The sequence below is a fragment of the Bacteroides mediterraneensis genome, assembly GCF_016900355.1.
GTDB lineage: Bacteria > Bacteroidota > Bacteroidia > Bacteroidales > Bacteroidaceae > Phocaeicola.
The window spans coordinates 56,410-74,177 of record NZ_JACJKA010000010.1 but is presented as its reverse complement, the minus strand read 5'-3'; the positions used below and the strand labels follow the sequence as shown (position 1 = coordinate 74,177).

Below are 17,768 nucleotides of genomic sequence, written 5' to 3'. Positions count from 1 at the left end.
TTTACTTCTGGACTTCTCCCTTTTCACTCTCACACTATTCTTCTGTTTTTCGCGATAAACTGCTGTTTTACGCGCTTCAGCTGGTTGGCCACACTGGCATCCAGGCGGTAGCCCGCCAGTTCGATGATGTACCCTCCGATCAGGTTCTTGTCCACCTTTTCTTCCAGTATCACCTTGCCGTGCGTACGTTCCGCAGCCAGTTTCTGCAAGTGTTCCACCAGTCTGGGCGAGCTTGCAGCGGTCGTCAGCTTACCGATGAGAATGTTTTTGTCCTCCTGATAAAGGTCGATGTACGACCACGTCATGAACTGCAAGAACTTTTCCCGTCTCTCCTCCAGCACCAGATTGAAGAAGCGCGTGAGCACTTTGCTCACCGTCTTTCCTCCCGACGCCTCGCAAAGCAGCTCCACCTTTTTCTTTTTCTCCAGTACAGGATTCTCAATGGCGTGGCGCAGGCCGGGCACTTCCACAAAGTGTGCGGCCAGTGTTCTCACCTCCTCATACACCTTGTCTTCCTGTCCCTCGTCCTTCGCGTACGCCAGCAGCGCCTTCGCGAAACGCCTTGAAACGACTCCTGTATTCATAACTCATTTATTTTTTAGAAGATTCAATCATTTCATCCAGCATACGGTCAATCAGCGCGGCCTGTTCCTTTTCGTCAGCCAGTTTGCTGCGCATGATTTTTTCCGCAATGCCCACCGACAGCACAGCTACCTGACGGCGGATGTCACGGATGGCACTTTCCTTTTCCGTTTCAATCTGCTTCTTCATCTCCTCCATCAGGCGGTTGCCTTCAGTGAAGGCTTTTTCCTGAGCGTCCTTGATGATACGGTCGCGTGTAGCCGCTGCCTCACTCAAAATACGGCTCTGCTCTTCGTGAGCCTGTGTCAGGATTTTCTCTCCTTCCACCTTCACGTTGGCCAGCTGTTCGTTGGCCTCACGGGCAGCCTTGAGCGAGTTGTCAATGTATGCTTTCCGGTCCTCCACCGTCTTGATGATTACCGGGAAGCCGTATTTTGCCAGGAGGAAGAATACGACTCCGAAGGTGATAATCATCCAGAACAGTAGCCCCGGGTCCGGAGTTAATAATCCCATAATTTACTGTTTTATGTATTACAAGAACAATGTCAACAAACAAACTACGATGGCAATCAGAGCCACACCTTCAACCAAGGCAGCAGCGATAATCATATTCATACGCAAGTCGCCTGAAGCTTCCGGCTGGCGGGCCATAGCTTCCATTGCTGAGCCACCAATCTTACCGATACCGATACCGGCACCCAAAACTGCAATACCTGCACCGACAGCGGCGCCCAATTTACTAATACCAACACCTGCAGCTACCTGCAATAAAACTGACAATAACATAATTTTCTTGTTTTAAAAGGTTATACTTTAATTTTCTTTAGTCTATTATTTTTTGGCATGTTCCTTCACCTGCGACAAGCCGATAAACACGGCCGACAGCATCGTGAACACGTATGCCTGGATGAATGCCACCAGAAGTTCCAGCGCATCCATGAAAATGCCGAATGCCACAGCCACCACCGTCATCGAACCGTTGATCACCGGTCCTGATTTCACCGTGATGAAGATAATGGCAATCAGGCTCAGCACTGCCGCATGTCCTGCCATGATGTTGGCAAACAAACGGATCATCAGTGCGAACGGCTTCGTAAAGATACCGAAGAATTCAATCAACGGCATCATAGGTACCGGCGCCTTCAGCCAGGTAGGCACATCAGGCCAGAAGATTTCCTTCCAGTAAGCCTTCGTACCGTACACGTTGGTCAGCACGAACGTACACAGGGCCAGCACCATGGTAATGGCGATGTTACCCGTCACGTTGGCACCACCGGGGAAAATCGGAATCAACCCCATCAGGTTGTTGGCCAGCACGAAGAAGAAAGCGGTGAGCAGATAAGGTGCGTAGCGGCGGTAGTTCTCGCCCACACAGCCCTTGATCACGTCGTTGTAAATCGACATCACCGTAGCCTCTATCATGCCGACGCCCCCTTTCGGAGCCCCGTCTTCCAGCGGATGTTTCTTGTACCAGCGGGCGCAGCTCAGCATAATCACCAGCAGCACCGCACTGTTGATAAACAAGCCCAGCACATTCTTCGTAATGGAGATGTCCAGCGGACGGACCTCCTCGCCGGCTGCGTTCCGTTCCACGATTTTGCCGTCGTAGCTGCCGCCCTTGGCCACGTAGAGACCCTCGTAAGGACCTTCCTCCAGCCGGGCAGACGAGAACACGTGCCAGCCTGTACTGCTTTTCACGATTACGGGCAGCGGGATGCGCACCTCCGTGTTGCCGAAGGTCGCGATGTGCCACTCATAGGCATCGCCGATGTGTCCGAACACCAGTTCGTTCACGTCTACGTCACCCTCAGCGGCCTGTGCCTGCATCGTGGCAGCCGGAACCGCCATCAGCAGTAACAGCATAATCACTATGTACCGTATTTTTTTCATCATTTCTTTTTTGTCTTAATTTGAGTTTCGCTTCAAAAAGAAGGAAAAAACGGGTTTCGAATATCAGAAACGCAAAGTAAAAGAAGATGAAGGTCACCATGAAGGCCACTACTTCATGTCCAATCACAAATCCGTAGAATATCAGTACCATTGCGCTCAGGATGAATTTCATCGCCTTGCACACCAGGTACGTCATCGCAATCTTCTGCACCCCCTGACGGTAATTGAACGCGAACATCTCTATGTAGAAGAGACCGAAAAGATAAAAGAATATCGGGATGGCAGGAAACCACAGGAAATACCTGTCGGGTATGAACAAGTGATACACTACGGCGACAAGCGCTGTCAGTATGATTCCTATCACGGTCAATTCTTTCACAAACTTTTTCTTCACGGTCAACAAAAACATAGTATCGTGCGGTTTTTCATTCGGAAAGCCGCCAAAAACATATTCGGTTCAACGTCCGCCCCACTCTTCTCAGAGTTCGGCACAGACTGAAATCTGATTGTTTTTGACTTCCACGAACCCGCCTTTAATCTGCAGCGAGTGCGTTTCCTTTCCGGCCACGTATTTCACTTCCCCTGCCGCGAGCGTGGAAATCAGCGGGGCATGGTCGGCCATGACCTGAAATTTTCCAGCACCTCCCGGAAAGGTAGCCAAGCTCACTTTTCCTTCGTAAACCAGGCGTTCGGGTGAAACGATAACCAGATGAAGTTCTTTCATATTTATTCCTTTTTAAATGGTTTATCCCTTCGCAGCTTCCAGCAACTTCTTACCCTTCTCGATGGCATCCTCAATGGTACCCACGTTCAGGAAGGCCTGTTCAGGCAGATAGTCTACCTCGCCGTCCAGAATCATCTTGAAGCCCTTGATGGTGTCTTCGATGGAAACCATCACACCCGGCACACCGGTAAACTGTTCAGCCACGGCAAACGGCTGTGACAGGAATCGCTGTACACGACGGGCACGGTTCACGGTCAGACGGTCTTCGTCTGAAAGTTCATCCATACCCAGGATGGAGATGATATCCTGAAGTTCCTTGTTACGCTGCAGAATCTGTTTCACGCGCTGAGCGGTTTCGTAGTGTTCCTTGCCCACGATCAGCGGGTCGAGGATACGCGACGTAGAGTCCAGCGGATCCACAGCCGGATAGATACCCAGCTCGGTAATCTTACGGCTCAACACCGTAGTGGCGTCAAGGTGCGTAAAGGTAGTAGCCGGAGCAGGGTCGGTCAAGTCATCGGCAGGCACATATACGGCCTGAACGGAAGTGATGGACCCGTTCTTCGTAGAAGTGATTCGTTCCTGCATCTGACCCATTTCAGTAGCCAGTGTCGGCTGGTAACCTACAGCCGACGGCATACGTCCCAGCAAGGCAGATACCTCAGAACCGGCCTGAGTGAAACGGAAGATGTTGTCGATAAAGAACAGGATATCACGCGGACCGTTCTCACCCGTCTGGCGGTCACGGAAAGACTCTGCCAGTGTCAGACCGGAAAGGGCTACTGACTGACGGGCACCGGGAGGTTCGTTCATCTGACCGAACACCATGGCCACCTGCGATTTTTCCACTTCGTTGTAATCCACCTTCGAAAGGTCCCAGTTGCCTTCTTCCATACTCTTAAGGAAGTCGTCACCGTAGCGGATTACGCCTGATTCAATCATTTCTCTCAGCAGGTCGTTACCTTCACGGGTACGCTCACCCACTCCTGCGAATACAGAGAAACCATTGTGTTTCTTGGCAATGTTGTTGATTAACTCTTTGATGAGCACGGTTTTTCCGACGCCCGCCCCACCAAACAGACCAATTTTACCACCTTTCAAGTAAGGTTCCAGCAAGTCAATCACTTTGATACCGGTAAACAATACTTCCTGGGTAGTGGCCAGGTCTTCGAATTTCGGAGGTTCACGGTGAATGGGGAAACCGCCTTTCTTGTCCAGTTCCTTCATTCCGTCGATGGTGTCACCCACCACGTTCATCACACGGCCCTTGATCTGGTTACCAATCGGCATCGTGATCGGATGACCCGTAGGAACGACTTCCATTCCACGCTTCAATCCGTCGGTGCTGTCCATGGCCACGCAACGTACCGTGTCTTCACCGATGTGCTGCTGTACTTCAATCACCAGCGTACGACCGTCGTTACGGGCGATCGTCATGGCATCGTGGATTTTCGGCAAGGCGTGTTCCACGTCTTGTCCTTCTTCTAACTTGAAGTACACATCGACCACCGGACCGATTACCTGCGAAATGTGTCCAACGATTTTTGACATAAGCTATTATTTTAATTTAAAATGAATCTTCTGGGTCTCTCTTTCGCCAAACGTCCCGGGTATTTGTCAAAAGTTTGACCTTTTCTGTAACGCAAATTTACAGAATAAACTCACATAGGTGTAACTCCATGTAACATTTTTTAGACTGATTCTTCCAAACATGACATAAATCAAGAGTTTCTATTTTCAACGTTTTACAATCGTTCACACTGATGCTGTACATTAAACACTTATTTACACGAAATTTGTGTGTGCGCGGACACATCAAGCGAGTTTGAACTAAAGGACAAAAGAACATATTTTTGTGTGCGTGTCTTTTTCTGACAGAAGAACATAAGAACAAAAAAAGGAATAACGAGAGGGATATACAAAAAAACGTATGTCCTTTTGTTCTTCTGTCCAAAATCTACAGTCTGTTCTTATACTCCCGGAACTTTCGTCTTATTTCAATTCGTTCACCGCCGAAATTAATCAGCAGTCCATGGTCTTTATGGGTGGCAGTCAAATAGTTAACCAACTGACTTTCATGCATCGCATTAAGATGCTGCACCGCTTTAAGCTCCACAATAATCTCACCCTCCACGATAAGATCCGCTTTGAATTCTCCTACCACCTTATCCTTATAATATAATTGATAGGCATTTCCATGTCGGCTCGAATTCCATTTTCCTGCAACTCCAACCACAACGCCTTCTGATACACAGATTCCAGAAAACCCGCCGCAAGATGCATTCTCACGTTAAATGCACACTGAACAGTCTTCTTAATAAGTTCCTCAATTCCCATACCCCACCTTATTTTATATATTATAAACACAAAAACTTCTGTACTTCTGTTCTTTTGTCCAAAAAAAATTATATGACAGAAGAACAAAAGAACATAAAATAAACACCTCTGTACTTATGTCCTTCTGTCTAAAAATATCAAGAAAAATCACATCCGCTGGAAGGTATAATTTCCTTCCACCTCATATGCTTCCGAAGAAGAACCGTAGGAATACGTAGCCTGCAGCACCCCGTTCTCCAGCGAAAGAATCGTCACCCGCACGTTCAGATTACCCGCCCCCGAAACGGTCAGCACCCCTTGATTGCCCAACGTCCATTGGTAGTGATACCCCTGGAAAGCCGTCGTGCCGTCACTATTCAGGGTCAGCGTCATTCCCACGTGGTCATTCCGCCCGGAATCTCCCTCCGAATCCGACCAGTCGTTTGCCGTCACTTTCCACGTACCGATAATATCTTCACGCGATACCTCCACCCCCGTAGGGTCTTCGGTACTACAACTTGCCAGTCCGGCCACCATCAGCACCAGGCCCAAAAAGAGCCATACATTTTTCAGTTTTTTCATCAGTCAGTTCTGTTTTTGTTTGAATAATATATAAAGGTATTTATTTCTTTACCCGGATGGAATCCACCTTCCGGCGTACGGCCACCACGTTCAGCACCGATACCACTAAGAACAGCACGCCCGCCGTCAGCAACGCCGGCCACAGACTGCCCTCTTCCAAATCAGGCACCAGCCGGCCCAGCATGTCCAGATAACTTCCGCGAGCCACGCATACCACCAGCACGCCAATCACCGCCACGGCCGCGTTCAATGCCACCGTGAGCACCTGATACGGACGCGCCACTGCCGCCGGACTAAATCCAATCAGCAGCAGGTTCTCCAATTTCTTCGTGTTCTTCTGCAACAGCAGATAGATGCTCAGCATCAGCAGGTAGAACGACAATACACTGATAATCAGTCCCACCGTCAGCACGATGCCCGTCACCATTTTCAGGAACCACGTGGTCTTGCCCGCATCCAGCTTGTCGCCTTCCGTCTCATACCCCCGGTCCTTGAAATACTTTGCGATGCGGTCGTCCGCCGGGTTGTCCACCTCCACAATCAGCCGCGAAGGCGCGTTGTCCCGTCCGTCACCGAAGGCCGCGTTCGCCCAGTTCATGAACGCCTGCGGCACTAAAATCGTGTTCAGCCGGTTCGAGAAACCCACGATGCGTCCCTTCATGCGTTCCGTGCGGCCCTTTCCGCTGATACGGACGTCGAGCGTCATCATGCCCATCACCCCCTCCGACAGCTGCGGCAGGTTGCGGCTCTGCGCGAAACCGAAGTTGTACAGGTTCAAGTAGTTGCGCGGGATGATAATCGGAATCTCGTCCTGTCCCTCGCGATACGTCCAGCCCTCCAGCCGCACGTCCACGAACTCGTCGGGCACCGACTCAAAGAACATCGCCGTAGAAAGCTGCATCCCGGCCATGCCCATGCCGGCCGACACCTCAAACTGCGCCGGAGTGAACGCCCCCGTACGCTTGGCAAACGGCTGTGCCTCCATGTCGGCAATGTCCCCCTTCGAGAACGTACCGCCCTTGCTCACCAGGCTGCCCAGCGTGCTCACCTTCTTGCTCACAATCACGTAGTCCTTCTTCATGAAACTGTCGCCCTGCGTAAACACCGGCAACACGTCCTTGTAAAACTGTATGCTCAGCAGCACAATCACCATACCGCACAAGTTGGCCAGGAAAAACCCCGCCAGCTGCGCCACACTGATGTGCTGTCTCAATAATTTCCAGATCATCTCTTTATGCGTTTAAAAACCTTACAAACTCAGCACCCTGTCATACTCCAGCGGCAGGTGCTTGCCGATAGACGTCACAATCACCCCGGCCCCCTGCCGGTCAGCCTCTTCCTTCAGGATGCGGGCCATAATCTGCCCGTTGCCGTCGTCCAGGTGACTCACCGGCTCGTCGAGGAAGAAAAAGTCGGCCGGCTGGCACAGACACCGCACGAAAGCCACGCGCTGCTGCTGCCCGTACGACATCTTCCCCACCTTCACATCCCATTTGTCGGCGATGCCCAACTGTTCGAACCAGTCCTTCACCTGCTGTTTGCGGCAGAAGCCCGTCAGCCCGTTCTTGAGCTGCACGTTCTCCCACGCCGTCAGTTCGGGGAACAGCCGCAGCTCCTGAAACAGCATGCTCAGCGAGCGCTTGCGGATGTCGGTCCACTGCTTCACCGTGAGTTTCCGCACGTTCACCCCGTCGAAAGTAATGATTCCCTGGTAGTCCGTACGGTACCCGTAAATAAAACTGCAAAGCGACGACTTGCCCGTGCCCGACGCCGCTTCAATCAAATACATCTTCCCTTTCTGGAAAGCCACCTGCCGGTGCCATACGTCCGACACGATAGTGTCGCGTCCCGCAAAGACCTCCGGCAGGGTTTGTTGTAATTCTATAGAGTTCATTTCATCTTAATTCTTGAACATTTCCACCAACTGTTTCAGCACATTCTCTTTCTTGTTCTTCATCTGCAATACCATGCGGCCCTTGGTCGCTCCGTCCGACTCGATGGTCAGGTAGTCCAGCAAGCCCACGTAAGGCAGTTGCGGCAGAGCAGCCGACAAGGCCTGGAAGTTCACGCTCAGGTAGAACTGCTTGCCCTTCACGTCCTTGGCCCACGGGCAATCCTCCAACGACTGACCCTTCACTTCCTTGCCGATCAGGCTCTCACGGTTGGTCAGGTAGAAACGCTTGTCCTTCACACCCAGCCAGATGGATGCCGGTCCGCGGCCCATGCCCAGCATCGAGCCATCCACGGCCACAAACTGATACGCATCCTTGCCCCTGTCCAGCAGACGCATCTGTCCGTTGGTCATCGCCAGCAGCGGTTTCAGGTCCTCAAAAGTGCGCATGAACTCACTGTTCGTCACGTCCGCATAGAAGATAAATCCCGGTGCGAACGACATTTCCGGCACAGCCAGCGCCACGTCACCCTTCACCGCCTTGAAAATCGCTTCAAAGTCGAGCGGCATCATCGAGTTGTCCAGCTCCTGACGGATGGTCGGGTTCTCGCGCAGCAGCTCGTACGCCTTTCCGCCGTCTACGTGCGCACTCATCCAGCCCACCGTATTGGCCGGGAATGTCTCCAGGTACGTCCCCTTTATCGGGCCCGCCACCTCGGCCTGTTTCTTCAGCAAATCCTTATATACCTTATTCTCGGTCAGTACTTCCATTTCCAGCACCGCCTTCCCGTCCTGGAAGTCCAGGGTGGAAAACGACTTCAGGTCCTGCAACTTCAAATCAGCCGGCAGTCCCATCGTCGCCATAGTCAGGTACTGTTTCGGCATCAGGTTCAGCGAAGCCGTCATGGCGATGTCCTCGTCCGCCTTCTTGAGTTTTTCAAAGTCCGGAGTGCCCGAATAGCCCTCTCCGTCCTTCTGACGGAGCCACATCGAAGCCTGGTGCTGCAAGTCCCTCGGATTTCCCTGGCTCACCACCATCAGAAAAGCATGGTCCGTCCAGGCCATCAGTCCGCCGCCCGCCACGGTCCAGCGGCAACCGTCGCCGTCGGCCGGAGCCTCACACTGTCCCTGTTCGTGCAGCAGCCCGATCAGGTCCTCCAACTTGTCCTTGTCGGCCACACGTACCAGCACACCTCCCATTTCCACCTGAGGTGTCGCAAAAAAATACACCCGGTCGGTCAGCCGCAATCCGCTTTCCTCCGGGTTGTCCACTATCTTGTCTACCAGCGCATCCGCAGTTCCTTTGAGCGACGACTTCATCATCGTGCCCACCGACTGCTGCACCTGCTTGTCCATGCCGCTCTTTTCGGCCATCGCTTTCAGGTCCATCGAAATCACCATCGCCGCATCCTTCGGCAGCGCGTTGGTGTACGGATTCTTCTCCCCGCACGAAGCTAAGAGGAAGGTCAGTCCCAATGCCAGGCCTCCCATCCATTTCCACGTCTTTTTCATACTCATTTATTTTAAAGTTAAACCATGCGTGTCATTCGCTGTGCGCCAGGTTCATCAGGTGCACGGCCACCAATGCCGCCGTTTCCGTGCGCAGGCGCGACCGTCCTAAGCTCACCGCCCGAAAGCCCTTCTCCGCCGCCAGTGCCACCTCCTCCGGACTGAAATCCCCTTCCGGACCAATCAGCACCACGGCATCCTCGTCGGGCCGGAGCACGTGCCGCAGCAAGGGTTTCTCCCCCTCGTAGCAGTGCGCGATGAACTTCTGCCCCGGGAAATCCCGCTCCATGAACTTGCGGAAATCCGTCATCTCGTTCACCACCGGCTTGCGGGCCTTGAGCGACTGTTTCACCGCCGACACCACAATCTTCTCCACGCGGTCAGTCTTCACTACCTTCCGTTCCGAGAAGCGGCAGTTCAGGAACGACAGCTCGTCGAAGCCGATCTCCGTGGCTTTCTCCGCCAGCCATTCCATGCGGTCCATGTTCTTCGTGGGCGCCAGTGCCAGGTGCAGGTGTCCGTGCCAGAAAGGCTCCTGTGCCGTCTTCTCCAGCACCTTCACCACACAGCGTTTCTGCGTGGCCGCCGCAATCACCGCCCGGTAGAAATACCCCTTCCCGTCGGTCAGCGTCACCTCGTCGCCCACTCCCAGGCGCAACACCCGCAGACAGTGTCCGGCTTCCTCTTCCGGCAACTCCTGCGTGTGTTCTATATCCGGTGTATAAAATACGTGCATATCCTTCAAGTAACTATTTAATTCGTTTTATGTTTGTATCTGAATATCAAGGCAAATGCAATTGCCACTACCAAGGCATAAGCCGCGAACACGAACCACGCCCGGCTCCATCCTTCCACCTGCGGCGCCGTCGAGTTGAAGTCCACGAAACAGTTCACCACCGCCTGCGCACTCAGCGTACCCACCGTCGCCCCGATGCCGTTCGTCATCAGGATGAAGAGACCCTGCGCACTCGAACGGATGGAAAGGTCCGTCTCCTTGTCTACATAGAGCGAGCCCGACACGTTGAAGAAGTCGAACGCCACGCCATACACCAGCATGGACAGCACGAACATCCACACCCCGCTGCCCGGGTCGCCCAGGCCGAAGAGTCCGAAGCGCAGCACCCACGCCACCATGGCAATCAGCATCACCCGCTTGATACCGAACCGTCCCAGGAAGAACGGAATCAGCAGGATGCAGCACGTCTCACTGATCTGTGAGAGCGAAATCAGCAGGTTGGCATGCTTCACCCCGAAGGTGTCGGCATATTCCGGAATGGCACTGAAGTTCGTGATAAACGGATTGGCAAACCCGTTGGTAATCTGCAGCGACACGCCTAACAGCATCGAGAAGATGAAGAACACCGCCATCCTGCGGTCCTTGAACAGCAGGAACGCCTTCAGCCCCAGCGCTTCCACCAGCGACTTCTTCTCCCCTCTTCCGCGGCTCACCGGACACTCCGGCAACGTATGGGCATAGATGGCCAGCACCACGCCCCAGGCCGAGCAGGTAAAGAACTGCATGTAGTTCGACTGGAATCCCATCAGGTCGACCAGCCACATGGAGCAGATGAAACCGATGGTGCCGAACGTACGGATGGGCGGAAACGCCTTGATGGTGTCCAGCCCCGCCTTGTCGAGCGCCGTATACGCCACCGAGTTCGACAGTGCCAGCGTCGGCATGTAGAACGCCACGCTCATGGAATAAAAAGCAAACAAGGGTGAAAACTCCACGTGCGGTCCGGTGGTCATGGCATAATACCCGGCCCCCGCCATAAAGAGGGCAGCCAACAGATGACTCAGTCCTAACAGACGCTGCGCCGGAATCCAGCGGTCGGCCACGATGCCCAGCACCGCCGGCATAAAGAGAGACACAATGCCCTGCATCGCATAAAAGATGCCGATATGTCCGCCCAGTCCCACACCTGCCAGGTACGTCCCCATGGAAGTGAGATACGCTCCCCACACGGCAAACTGCAGGAAGTTCATGACAATCAGTCGAAATTTCATATTCATTGTTCCGTTTTTTCTGGTTTTAACGACAAAGATACACTTTTCCGCCTAACTGCCAAACCGATTTTGCCTCTTCTACTCAAAAATTGTAAGCAGAAACCCCGTCCGGAAGGCCTTAAATGTTAAATAAGCTGAATTTGATGCAGATTTTCTATCGATTTACATGACTCATAACATAAAATCCCTACATTTGCAATGTGTTTTTCATGGTATTAGATTTAAGGTTAATGAAGATTGGGAGTCTGGGAAGATTCCCTTTTTTTATTTTATCTCCCCGTAGGGTTTTGGACATAAGAACAGAAAAACACAAGTTCTTAATTTTGTTCTTTTGTTCTTCTGTCATATAAACCTTTTGGACACAAGAACAGAAAGACACAAGTTCTTAATTTTGTTCTTTTGTTCTTCTGTCATATAAACCTTTTGGACATAAGAACAGAAAAACACAAGTTCTTAATTTTGTTCTTTTGTTCTTCTGTCATATAAACCTTTTGGACATAAGAACAGAAAAACACAAGTTCTTAATTTTGTTCTTTTGTTCTTCTGTCATATAAACCTTTTGGACATAAGAACAGAAAAACACAAGTTCTTAATTTTGTTCTTTTGTTCTTCTGTCATATAAACCTTTTGGACACAAGAACAGAAAAACACAAGTTCTTAATTTTGTTCTTTTGTTCTTCTGTCATATAAACCTTTTGGACACAAGAACAGAAAAACACAAGTTCTTAATTTTGTTCTTTTGTTCTTCTGTCAAAAAAAACAAAAGGACAAAAGTTCTTCACCTTTGCCCTTCCGTTCTCCTGTCAATATCCTCAAAACTCCTTTTTCACCTCAAAGCACGGACACATTTTCGTCCACTCCTCCGGCTCCACGACGCCGTCGCCGTCCAGGTCCGGACTCAGGTCGCGGTGTCCCACCACCTGCGTGATGCCCGGGAAGTCCTCCTTCAGCACCCTTACCAGGATACGCAGCGAGCGCTTCTGCAGTTCCGTGCGCGTATCCGCCGGCTGTCCCCGCTCGTCCAGTCCCCCTTCATACGCAACGCCGATGCTCCGCGCATTGTAACCCTTGGCGTGCGCCCCAGCCCGTTCCACCGGGCGCATGGTGCAAATCTCCCCGTCCATGCGGACATAATAGTGATACCCGCAACACTTGAATCCCCGTTTCCGGTGCATCCTCGTCAGCTCGGCAGGCGAGAGCGGAGAATCCGCCCTCGTTGCCGTGCAGTGGATGACAATCATGTCAATTTTTCTCATCACAATCCAGCTTTTTACCAATCAGGATACAAAGCAGACACTTCAACACCCTGACCACAATCCATTTTACCTTCGTTATTCTCATCGCTCATCCCGTTTAAGCCCCTAATTCCTCGTCCGATTCCTCTTTCTTCACATACTTCACCGGCACCTTCTCGAATGCTAAGTTGTTGATGGCTTCCTGCATCACCGTGCCCGGACGGAACAGTACGCGCACCTTGTCAATCAGCGAATCGTCGTACAACTCTTCCGAGGCAGCCCCTTCGCCGCTCACACTCAGCTGCAACGAGCCCAGTTCGCCTAAGCGCACGATTTCGCCGCCCTGCAATCCTTCCGACACGATTTCCTCCAGCCCCGTCAGCACCGCCATCACGTCGGCACGGGTCACGGTACACATCTGGTGGATACGTTCCGAAATCTCCCGGATGCCCATCTCGCCGCGGGCCTGCGACTGTGCATAATACTTCATTTCCCCACTTTCACGATCTGCCGGGTTCACACGTCCTACTACTGAATAAGTCACTGTCTTTTTCATACTTCTGTCATTTTTTAATTGATTAAACCTGAAAACAAAATTCCTGCAATCCGTCCGGAGGCGCCTCCCTTTCCGATTACACCACAAAGATAGCACCCGCGGTTTGCGTCGTGTAGAAGTATGTAGACTTAGGTAGACGTAGGTAGAAATAAAATTTTTCAAGGCTCTCCCAAGAACTTCACAATCAGTTCCACTTCCGGTTTCCGGAAAAAACGCCGGTTCTTTTCGTAGCCCACCGCCTCGAGGGCCTCTCCCAATTCCGTACACCGCTTGATCCATCGCGCCAGTCCCTGTAATGCCGTCTTCGTATCCGACTCCGGAAAATACAGCTGGGCCAGCTCACTCTTCCGGTACACCCGGCAATGAAACGGCAGGTCTCCGTCCGGCCCGCCGTGCATCCTTTTCCAATCCATTCCGTTCATTTTTGTCGATTTTAAACGTATTAAATTTACTTATTTTTAACTACACCTGCAAGTTTTCCGTCCGTTTTTCCACCAGTTTTTTCTTTGTCGAAACCGAAAAAAGATGCCGCCAGAGGGCTATAAAAGCCCTTAAAAGGTTGCACAGCTTTCAAATTAGCACTACCTTTGCACCTATATTGTAAATACGCGGGAGGGTCTGTGCGCCATTCCCTTATTATTCTGAAAAACAACTTTAAAAGGACAATATGAAGATTAAAGCGTTATCACTTCTTCTTTTCTTGGCATGCTCGCCCCTTATCATGGCACAGTCGGGCATGACCGACCAGCAAGTATTGGAGTATGTAAAACAAGGCATGGCCCAGGGTAAGGACCAGAACCAGATGGCTGCCGAACTGGCCAGTCGCGGTGTGACCCGTGCCCAGGCCGAACGCATCAAGAAGCTGTACGAACAGGGAAGCCTGGACGGCACCTCCGGTAGTTCAAGCAGCGAACAAAACCGTTCACGCCTGCGCAACAAGCAAGACGACGGACTGGACTCCGACAGCCGGAGCACCAACCGCAACACCCGCAACAGCCGCGACTCCAAAAACCGCGACTCATACGACCGCGACTCCAACAGCCGCGACTCCAAGAACAACCGCAACAACCGTTACAACCAGAATACCGACCAGGAAAACGACCAGAGCACACATTCCTACGACGTGTTCAGCGGAGACAACTCCACCATGCTGGAAATCACCGACATGCTCGATGCCTCCAGCTATGTGAACTACTCCGTCCAGGACAGTCTGGCCCGTGTGCTGCAGGAAAACGAAGTGTTCGGACGCAACATCTTCAACACCGAAAACCTTACCTTCGAGCCGAGTGTGAACCTCGCCACTCCTCCCGACTACCGTCTGGGTCCGGGCGATGAGGTCATCATCGACATCTGGGGTACCAGCCAGAACACCATCCGTCAGGATATCTCGCCCGACGGCACCATCAATATCGAGAAAATCGGCCCGGTCAACCTCAGCGGCATGACCGTGACCGAAGCCAATGAGCACCTGAAACGCATCTTGGGCAAGACCTACAGCGGACTCGACGCTCCCGGCGGCAATCTCCAGATCAGCTTGACCTTGGGCAACACCCGCACCATCCAGATCAACGTGATGGGTGAAGTGATGCAGCCCGGCACCTACGCCCTGTCGTCCTTCTCCACCGTATTCCATGCCCTCTACCGTGCCGGCGGCGTGAGTCAGATCGGTAGCTTGCGTAACGTACAGTTGGCCCGCAACGGCCGTACCGTGGCCACCGTCGATGTGTACGACTTCATCCTGAAAGGCAAGACCCACGATGACATCCGCCTGCAGGAAGGCGATGTGGTGATTGTGCCCGCCTACGAGGCCCTGGTGAAATTCAAGGGAAAAGTGAAACGCCCTATGAAGTACGAGATGAAGAAGAACGAGAGCCTCGCCACCCTCATCAAGTTTGCCGGCGGCTTCACTTCCGATGCCTACACTCCTTCTCTGCGCGTCATCCGCCAGAACGGAGAGGAATACGAAGTCAACACCGTCAAGGAAATCAATTACTCCACGTATACCATGCACAACGGCGACGAAGTGACCGCCGAGGCCATCCTGAACCGCTTCACCAATCGTCTGGAAGTACGCGGCGCCGTCTATCGTCCCGGCATCTACCAGCTGAGCGGCGAAATCAACACCGTGCGTGCCCTCATCACCGAGGCCAAGGGTCTGCGGGGCGATGCCTTCACCAACCGTGCCGTGCTGAAACGCGAACGTGAAGACCTCACTTCCGAAATGCTCAGCGTGGACGTACGCGGCATCATGGCCGGCAGCGCACCCGATGTCCCCTTGCAGAAGAACGACATCCTCTACATCCCCAGTATCCACGATTTGAAGGACTATGGCGACGTCACCATCTACGGTGAAGTGGCCCACCCCGACCGCTATACCTATTCCGACAACATGACCTTGGAAGACCTCATCATCCGCGCCGGTGGACTCATGGAAGCCGCTTCCACGGTACGTGTGGATGTCACCCGCCGTATCAAGGACCCGAAGAGCACCGAATCGACCGACAGCATCGGCCAGATGTTCACCTTCGCCCTGAAAGACGGTTTCGTGATCGACGGCCAGCAGGCCTTCACCCTCCAGCCCTACGACCAGGTGTTCGTACGCCGCAGTCCGGGTTACCAGGCACAGCAGAACGTGCAGGTAGAAGGTGAAGTGCTGTTTGGCGGAACCTACTCGCTCACCAGCACCGAAGAACGCCTGTCCGACCTGATGAAGAAAGCCGGCGGTGCTACGAACAAGGCCTACCTGAAAGGCGCCAAGCTGACCCGTGTGGCCAACGAGGAAGAGAAGAAACGCATGCGCGACGTCATCGACCTGATGAGCCGCCAGTTCGGTAAGGCCATGATGGACTCTCTCGAAATTGAGGTGGACAGTACCTTCAGCGTAGGAATCGAGTTGGATAAGGCCGTAGCCAACCCCGGCAGCGAATACGACCTCGTGCTGCGCGAAGGCGACGTGCTCACCGTGCCCAAGCTGAACAACACCGTGAAGGTGAACGGGGCCGTGATGATGCCGAACACCGTAGGCTATCTCAGCGGCAAGAACGCCAACTACTACCTCGACCAGGCCGGCGGCTACGCCCTCAATGCCAAGAAGAGCAAGAAGTTCGTCATCTACATGAACGGTCAGGTGGCCCGCATCAAGGGACGTAACAAAGACAAGATTGAGCCGGGCTGCGAGATTATCGTACCCACCCGAAGCAACAAACGTGTCACTGCTGCTGAAATCATTGGCTACACCTCTTCGTTTGCTTCCCTGGCCACCATGTTTGCCACCCTCTCGAACCTGTTGAAATAAATTTGTTCTTTTGTGCTTATGTCTAAAAAATAAAGAAAATGGAAGAAAACAAACAATATACCCAGCCGGAGCACCAGCCAACCCCCGCAGAAAATGATGAATTGATCATTGACTGGATGGGCATTCTCCGACAGATTATTGCTATTCGCAAGACGCTCTACAAGGCAGCGGGTGTCGGCCTCGTCATCGGAATTCTCATCGCACTTGGAATCCCCAAGCAATATACCGTCAGTGTGACCCTTTCTCCCGAAGTCAGTGGCGGGAACTCTGGAAGTAGCGGCTTGGCCAGTATGGCCGCCTCTTTTTTAGGAGCCAATGTAGGCTCCAACAGCCCCGATGCCCTCAATGCCACCTTGGCGCCGGATATCGTGGCCTCTACTCCTTTCTTGTTGGAACTGCTGGATGCACGTGTCGTCAATCAAGATCAAAAAGTCGATACCACCCTCACCGCCTATCTGGAAGAAGAGAAATCTTCGTGGATAGGATACGTGTTGAAAGCCCCAAGCATGGCCATCGGTGGACTCAAATCCTTGTTTGGAGATAAAGAAGAATCAACCGCCGACAGCATCCGAACAGGAGTTATCGAACTCAACAAAAAAGACGCCACAAAACTGGAAGGTTTAAAAAAGGCCATTTTAGCAGAACCTGATAAAAAGAGCGGTATTATTACTCTTACCGTGACCTTGCAGGACCCAAAAGTTACTGCCACGATGGCCGACACAGTAGTATCCAAGCTCCAGCAATACATCATTGCCTACCGGACCCGCAAGGCCAAGGAAGACTGTGAGTATTTGGAGAAGTTGTACAAGGAACGCCAGCAGGAATACTACGACGCCCAGCGGCACTATGCACACTATGTGGATGCCAACAGCAACATGGTCTTCCAGAGCACCATGGCGGAACGCGAACGCTTGCAGAATGACATGAATTTAGCCTATCAGGTATACAGCCAGGTGGCCCAGCAGTTGCAGGTGGCCCGCGCCAAGGTGCAGGAAGAAAAACCGGTATTTGCCGTAGTGGAACCAGCGGTAGTCCCCCTCCAGCCTTCCGGCACCAGCAAAAAGGTCATTGTCATTGGCTTTATCTTCTTGGCGGTCGTTTTCACCGGTGCTTGGCAGTTGTTGGGAAAACCTTATTGGCAACAGCTGAAGGAAGCCCTGCGCAAACCGCAGGAGTAAGTC

General features: G+C 52.4%; 18 protein-coding genes and 1 pseudogene. 2 read left to right on the top strand and 17 right to left on the bottom strand.

Annotation, left to right across the window (positions count from 1 at the left end; genetic code table 11):
* Positions 1–29: 29 nt before the first annotated feature.
* From H6A28_RS07105 to H6A28_RS07025, 17 genes and pseudogenes are all read right to left on the bottom strand, one after another.
* Entirely contained in the window at positions 30–584 is a 555-nt protein-coding gene (locus tag H6A28_RS07105) for a F0F1 ATP synthase subunit delta (protein ID WP_204476271.1), read from the bottom strand.
* Between the two features lie 7 nt (positions 585–591).
* Positions 592–1,095 (bottom strand): F0F1 ATP synthase subunit B, encoded by a 504-nt coding sequence (atpF, locus tag H6A28_RS07100; RefSeq protein ID WP_204476270.1) that lies wholly within the window; start codon positions 1,093–1,095, stop codon positions 592–594.
* An 18-nt stretch (positions 1,096–1,113) separates the two neighbouring features.
* Complete coding sequence (gene atpE, locus H6A28_RS07095; protein ID WP_022053168.1) at positions 1,114–1,368, bottom strand: ATP synthase F0 subunit C; 255 nt, start codon at positions 1,366–1,368, stop codon at positions 1,114–1,116.
* 45 nt (positions 1,369–1,413) lie between these two features.
* Entirely contained in the window at positions 1,414–2,472 is a 1,059-nt protein-coding gene (atpB, locus tag H6A28_RS07090) for a F0F1 ATP synthase subunit A (protein ID WP_204476278.1), read from the bottom strand.
* A complete protein-coding gene (locus tag H6A28_RS07085; protein ID WP_204479541.1) occupies positions 2,390–2,881 on the bottom strand; it encodes a hypothetical protein in 492 nt (163 codons plus the stop codon). Before H6A28_RS07085 ends, atpB begins: the two co-directional genes overlap by 83 nt.
* Before the next feature lie 69 nt (positions 2,882–2,950).
* On the bottom strand, positions 2,951–3,196 hold the full coding sequence (locus tag H6A28_RS07080) for a F0F1 ATP synthase subunit epsilon (protein ID WP_204476268.1): 246 nt from the start codon (positions 3,194–3,196) through the stop codon (positions 2,951–2,953).
* 21 nt (positions 3,197–3,217) lie between these two features.
* Complete coding sequence (gene atpD, locus H6A28_RS07075) at positions 3,218–4,747, bottom strand: F0F1 ATP synthase subunit beta (protein WP_204479539.1); 1,530 nt, start codon at positions 4,745–4,747, stop codon at positions 3,218–3,220.
* A 406-nt stretch (positions 4,748–5,153) separates the two neighbouring features.
* Positions 5,154–5,533 (bottom strand): annotated as a pseudogene (locus H6A28_RS07070) (GxxExxY protein).
* A gap of 147 nt (positions 5,534–5,680) precedes the next feature.
* Complete coding sequence (locus H6A28_RS07065) at positions 5,681–6,094, bottom strand: hypothetical protein (protein ID WP_204479538.1); 414 nt, start codon at positions 6,092–6,094, stop codon at positions 5,681–5,683.
* Between the two features lie 40 nt (positions 6,095–6,134).
* Positions 6,135–7,322, bottom strand: a complete 1,188-nt coding sequence (locus tag H6A28_RS07060) for an ABC transporter permease (RefSeq protein WP_204476264.1) — start codon at positions 7,320–7,322, stop codon at positions 6,135–6,137.
* A 21-nt stretch (positions 7,323–7,343) separates the two neighbouring features.
* Positions 7,344–7,988 (bottom strand): ATP-binding cassette domain-containing protein, encoded by a 645-nt coding sequence (locus H6A28_RS07055; RefSeq protein ID WP_204476263.1) that lies wholly within the window; start codon positions 7,986–7,988, stop codon positions 7,344–7,346.
* A 6-nt stretch (positions 7,989–7,994) separates the two neighbouring features.
* The gene (locus H6A28_RS07050; protein WP_204479536.1) at positions 7,995–9,497 is read right to left on the bottom strand and encodes a DUF4836 family protein; all 1,503 of its coding nucleotides are present in this window, start codon (positions 9,495–9,497) and stop codon (positions 7,995–7,997) included.
* Positions 9,498–9,528: 31 nt separating this feature from the next.
* On the bottom strand, positions 9,529–10,230 hold the full coding sequence (locus H6A28_RS07045; RefSeq protein ID WP_204479534.1) for a 16S rRNA (uracil(1498)-N(3))-methyltransferase: 702 nt from the start codon (positions 10,228–10,230) through the stop codon (positions 9,529–9,531).
* A gap of 17 nt (positions 10,231–10,247) precedes the next feature.
* On the bottom strand, positions 10,248–11,507 hold the full coding sequence (locus H6A28_RS07040; RefSeq protein WP_204476260.1) for an MFS transporter: 1,260 nt from the start codon (positions 11,505–11,507) through the stop codon (positions 10,248–10,250).
* A gap of 806 nt (positions 11,508–12,313) precedes the next feature.
* A complete protein-coding gene (locus H6A28_RS07035; RefSeq protein WP_204479533.1) occupies positions 12,314–12,757 on the bottom strand; it encodes an N-acetylmuramoyl-L-alanine amidase in 444 nt (147 codons plus the stop codon).
* Positions 12,758–12,854: 97 nt separating this feature from the next.
* Complete coding sequence (locus H6A28_RS07030; protein ID WP_204476256.1) at positions 12,855–13,292, bottom strand: HU family DNA-binding protein; 438 nt, start codon at positions 13,290–13,292, stop codon at positions 12,855–12,857.
* 158 nt (positions 13,293–13,450) lie between these two features.
* On the bottom strand, positions 13,451–13,714 hold the full coding sequence (locus tag H6A28_RS07025) for a DUF4248 domain-containing protein (RefSeq protein ID WP_430641268.1): 264 nt from the start codon (positions 13,712–13,714) through the stop codon (positions 13,451–13,453).
* Positions 13,715–14,013: 299 nt separating this feature from the next.
* Between H6A28_RS07025 and H6A28_RS07020 the strand changes: the two genes are divergently transcribed.
* Positions 14,014–16,587 (top strand): SLBB domain-containing protein, encoded by a 2,574-nt coding sequence (locus tag H6A28_RS07020; protein WP_430641270.1) that lies wholly within the window; start codon positions 14,014–14,016, stop codon positions 16,585–16,587.
* Positions 16,588–16,625: 38 nt separating this feature from the next.
* Complete coding sequence (locus H6A28_RS07015; RefSeq protein WP_204479531.1) at positions 16,626–17,765, top strand: chain-length determining protein; 1,140 nt, start codon at positions 16,626–16,628, stop codon at positions 17,763–17,765.
* The last annotated feature ends 3 nt before the right edge of the window (positions 17,766–17,768 follow it).

Bases quoted from the DNA above. Each gene is read 5' to 3' on its own strand.
- H6A28_RS07105 (WP_204476271.1), bottom strand. From the start codon at position 584: ATGAATACAGGAGTCGTTTCAAGGCGTTTCGCGAAGGCGCTGCTGGCG.
- atpF (WP_204476270.1), bottom strand. From the start codon at position 1,095: ATGGGATTATTAACTCCGGACCCGGGGCTACTGTTCTGGATGATTATC.
- atpE (WP_022053168.1), bottom strand. From the start codon at position 1,368: ATGTTATTGTCAGTTTTATTGCAGGTAGCTGCAGGTGTTGGTATTAGT.
- atpB (WP_204476278.1), bottom strand. From the start codon at position 2,472: ATGAAAAAAATACGGTACATAGTGATTATGCTGTTACTGCTGATGGCG.
- H6A28_RS07085 (WP_204479541.1), bottom strand. From the start codon at position 2,881: ATGTTTTTGTTGACCGTGAAGAAAAAGTTTGTGAAAGAATTGACCGTG.
- H6A28_RS07080 (WP_204476268.1), bottom strand. From the start codon at position 3,196: ATGAAAGAACTTCATCTGGTTATCGTTTCACCCGAACGCCTGGTTTAC.
- atpD (WP_204479539.1), bottom strand. From the start codon at position 4,747: ATGTCAAAAATCGTTGGACACATTTCGCAGGTAATCGGTCCGGTGGTC.
- H6A28_RS07065 (WP_204479538.1), bottom strand. From the start codon at position 6,094: ATGAAAAAACTGAAAAATGTATGGCTCTTTTTGGGCCTGGTGCTGATG.
- H6A28_RS07060 (WP_204476264.1), bottom strand. From the start codon at position 7,322: ATGATCTGGAAATTATTGAGACAGCACATCAGTGTGGCGCAGCTGGCG.
- H6A28_RS07055 (WP_204476263.1), bottom strand. From the start codon at position 7,988: ATGAACTCTATAGAATTACAACAAACCCTGCCGGAGGTCTTTGCGGGA.
- H6A28_RS07050 (WP_204479536.1), bottom strand. From the start codon at position 9,497: ATGAAAAAGACGTGGAAATGGATGGGAGGCCTGGCATTGGGACTGACC.
- H6A28_RS07045 (WP_204479534.1), bottom strand. From the start codon at position 10,230: ATGCACGTATTTTATACACCGGATATAGAACACACGCAGGAGTTGCCG.
- H6A28_RS07040 (WP_204476260.1), bottom strand. From the start codon at position 11,507: ATGAATATGAAATTTCGACTGATTGTCATGAACTTCCTGCAGTTTGCC.
- H6A28_RS07035 (WP_204479533.1), bottom strand. From the start codon at position 12,757: ATGAGAAAAATTGACATGATTGTCATCCACTGCACGGCAACGAGGGCG.
- H6A28_RS07030 (WP_204476256.1), bottom strand. From the start codon at position 13,292: ATGAAAAAGACAGTGACTTATTCAGTAGTAGGACGTGTGAACCCGGCA.
- H6A28_RS07025 (WP_430641268.1), bottom strand. From the start codon at position 13,714: ATGAACGGAATGGATTGGAAAAGGATGCACGGCGGGCCGGACGGAGAC.
- H6A28_RS07020 (WP_430641270.1), top strand. From the start codon at position 14,014: ATGGCACAGTCGGGCATGACCGACCAGCAAGTATTGGAGTATGTAAAA.
- H6A28_RS07015 (WP_204479531.1), top strand. From the start codon at position 16,626: ATGGAAGAAAACAAACAATATACCCAGCCGGAGCACCAGCCAACCCCC.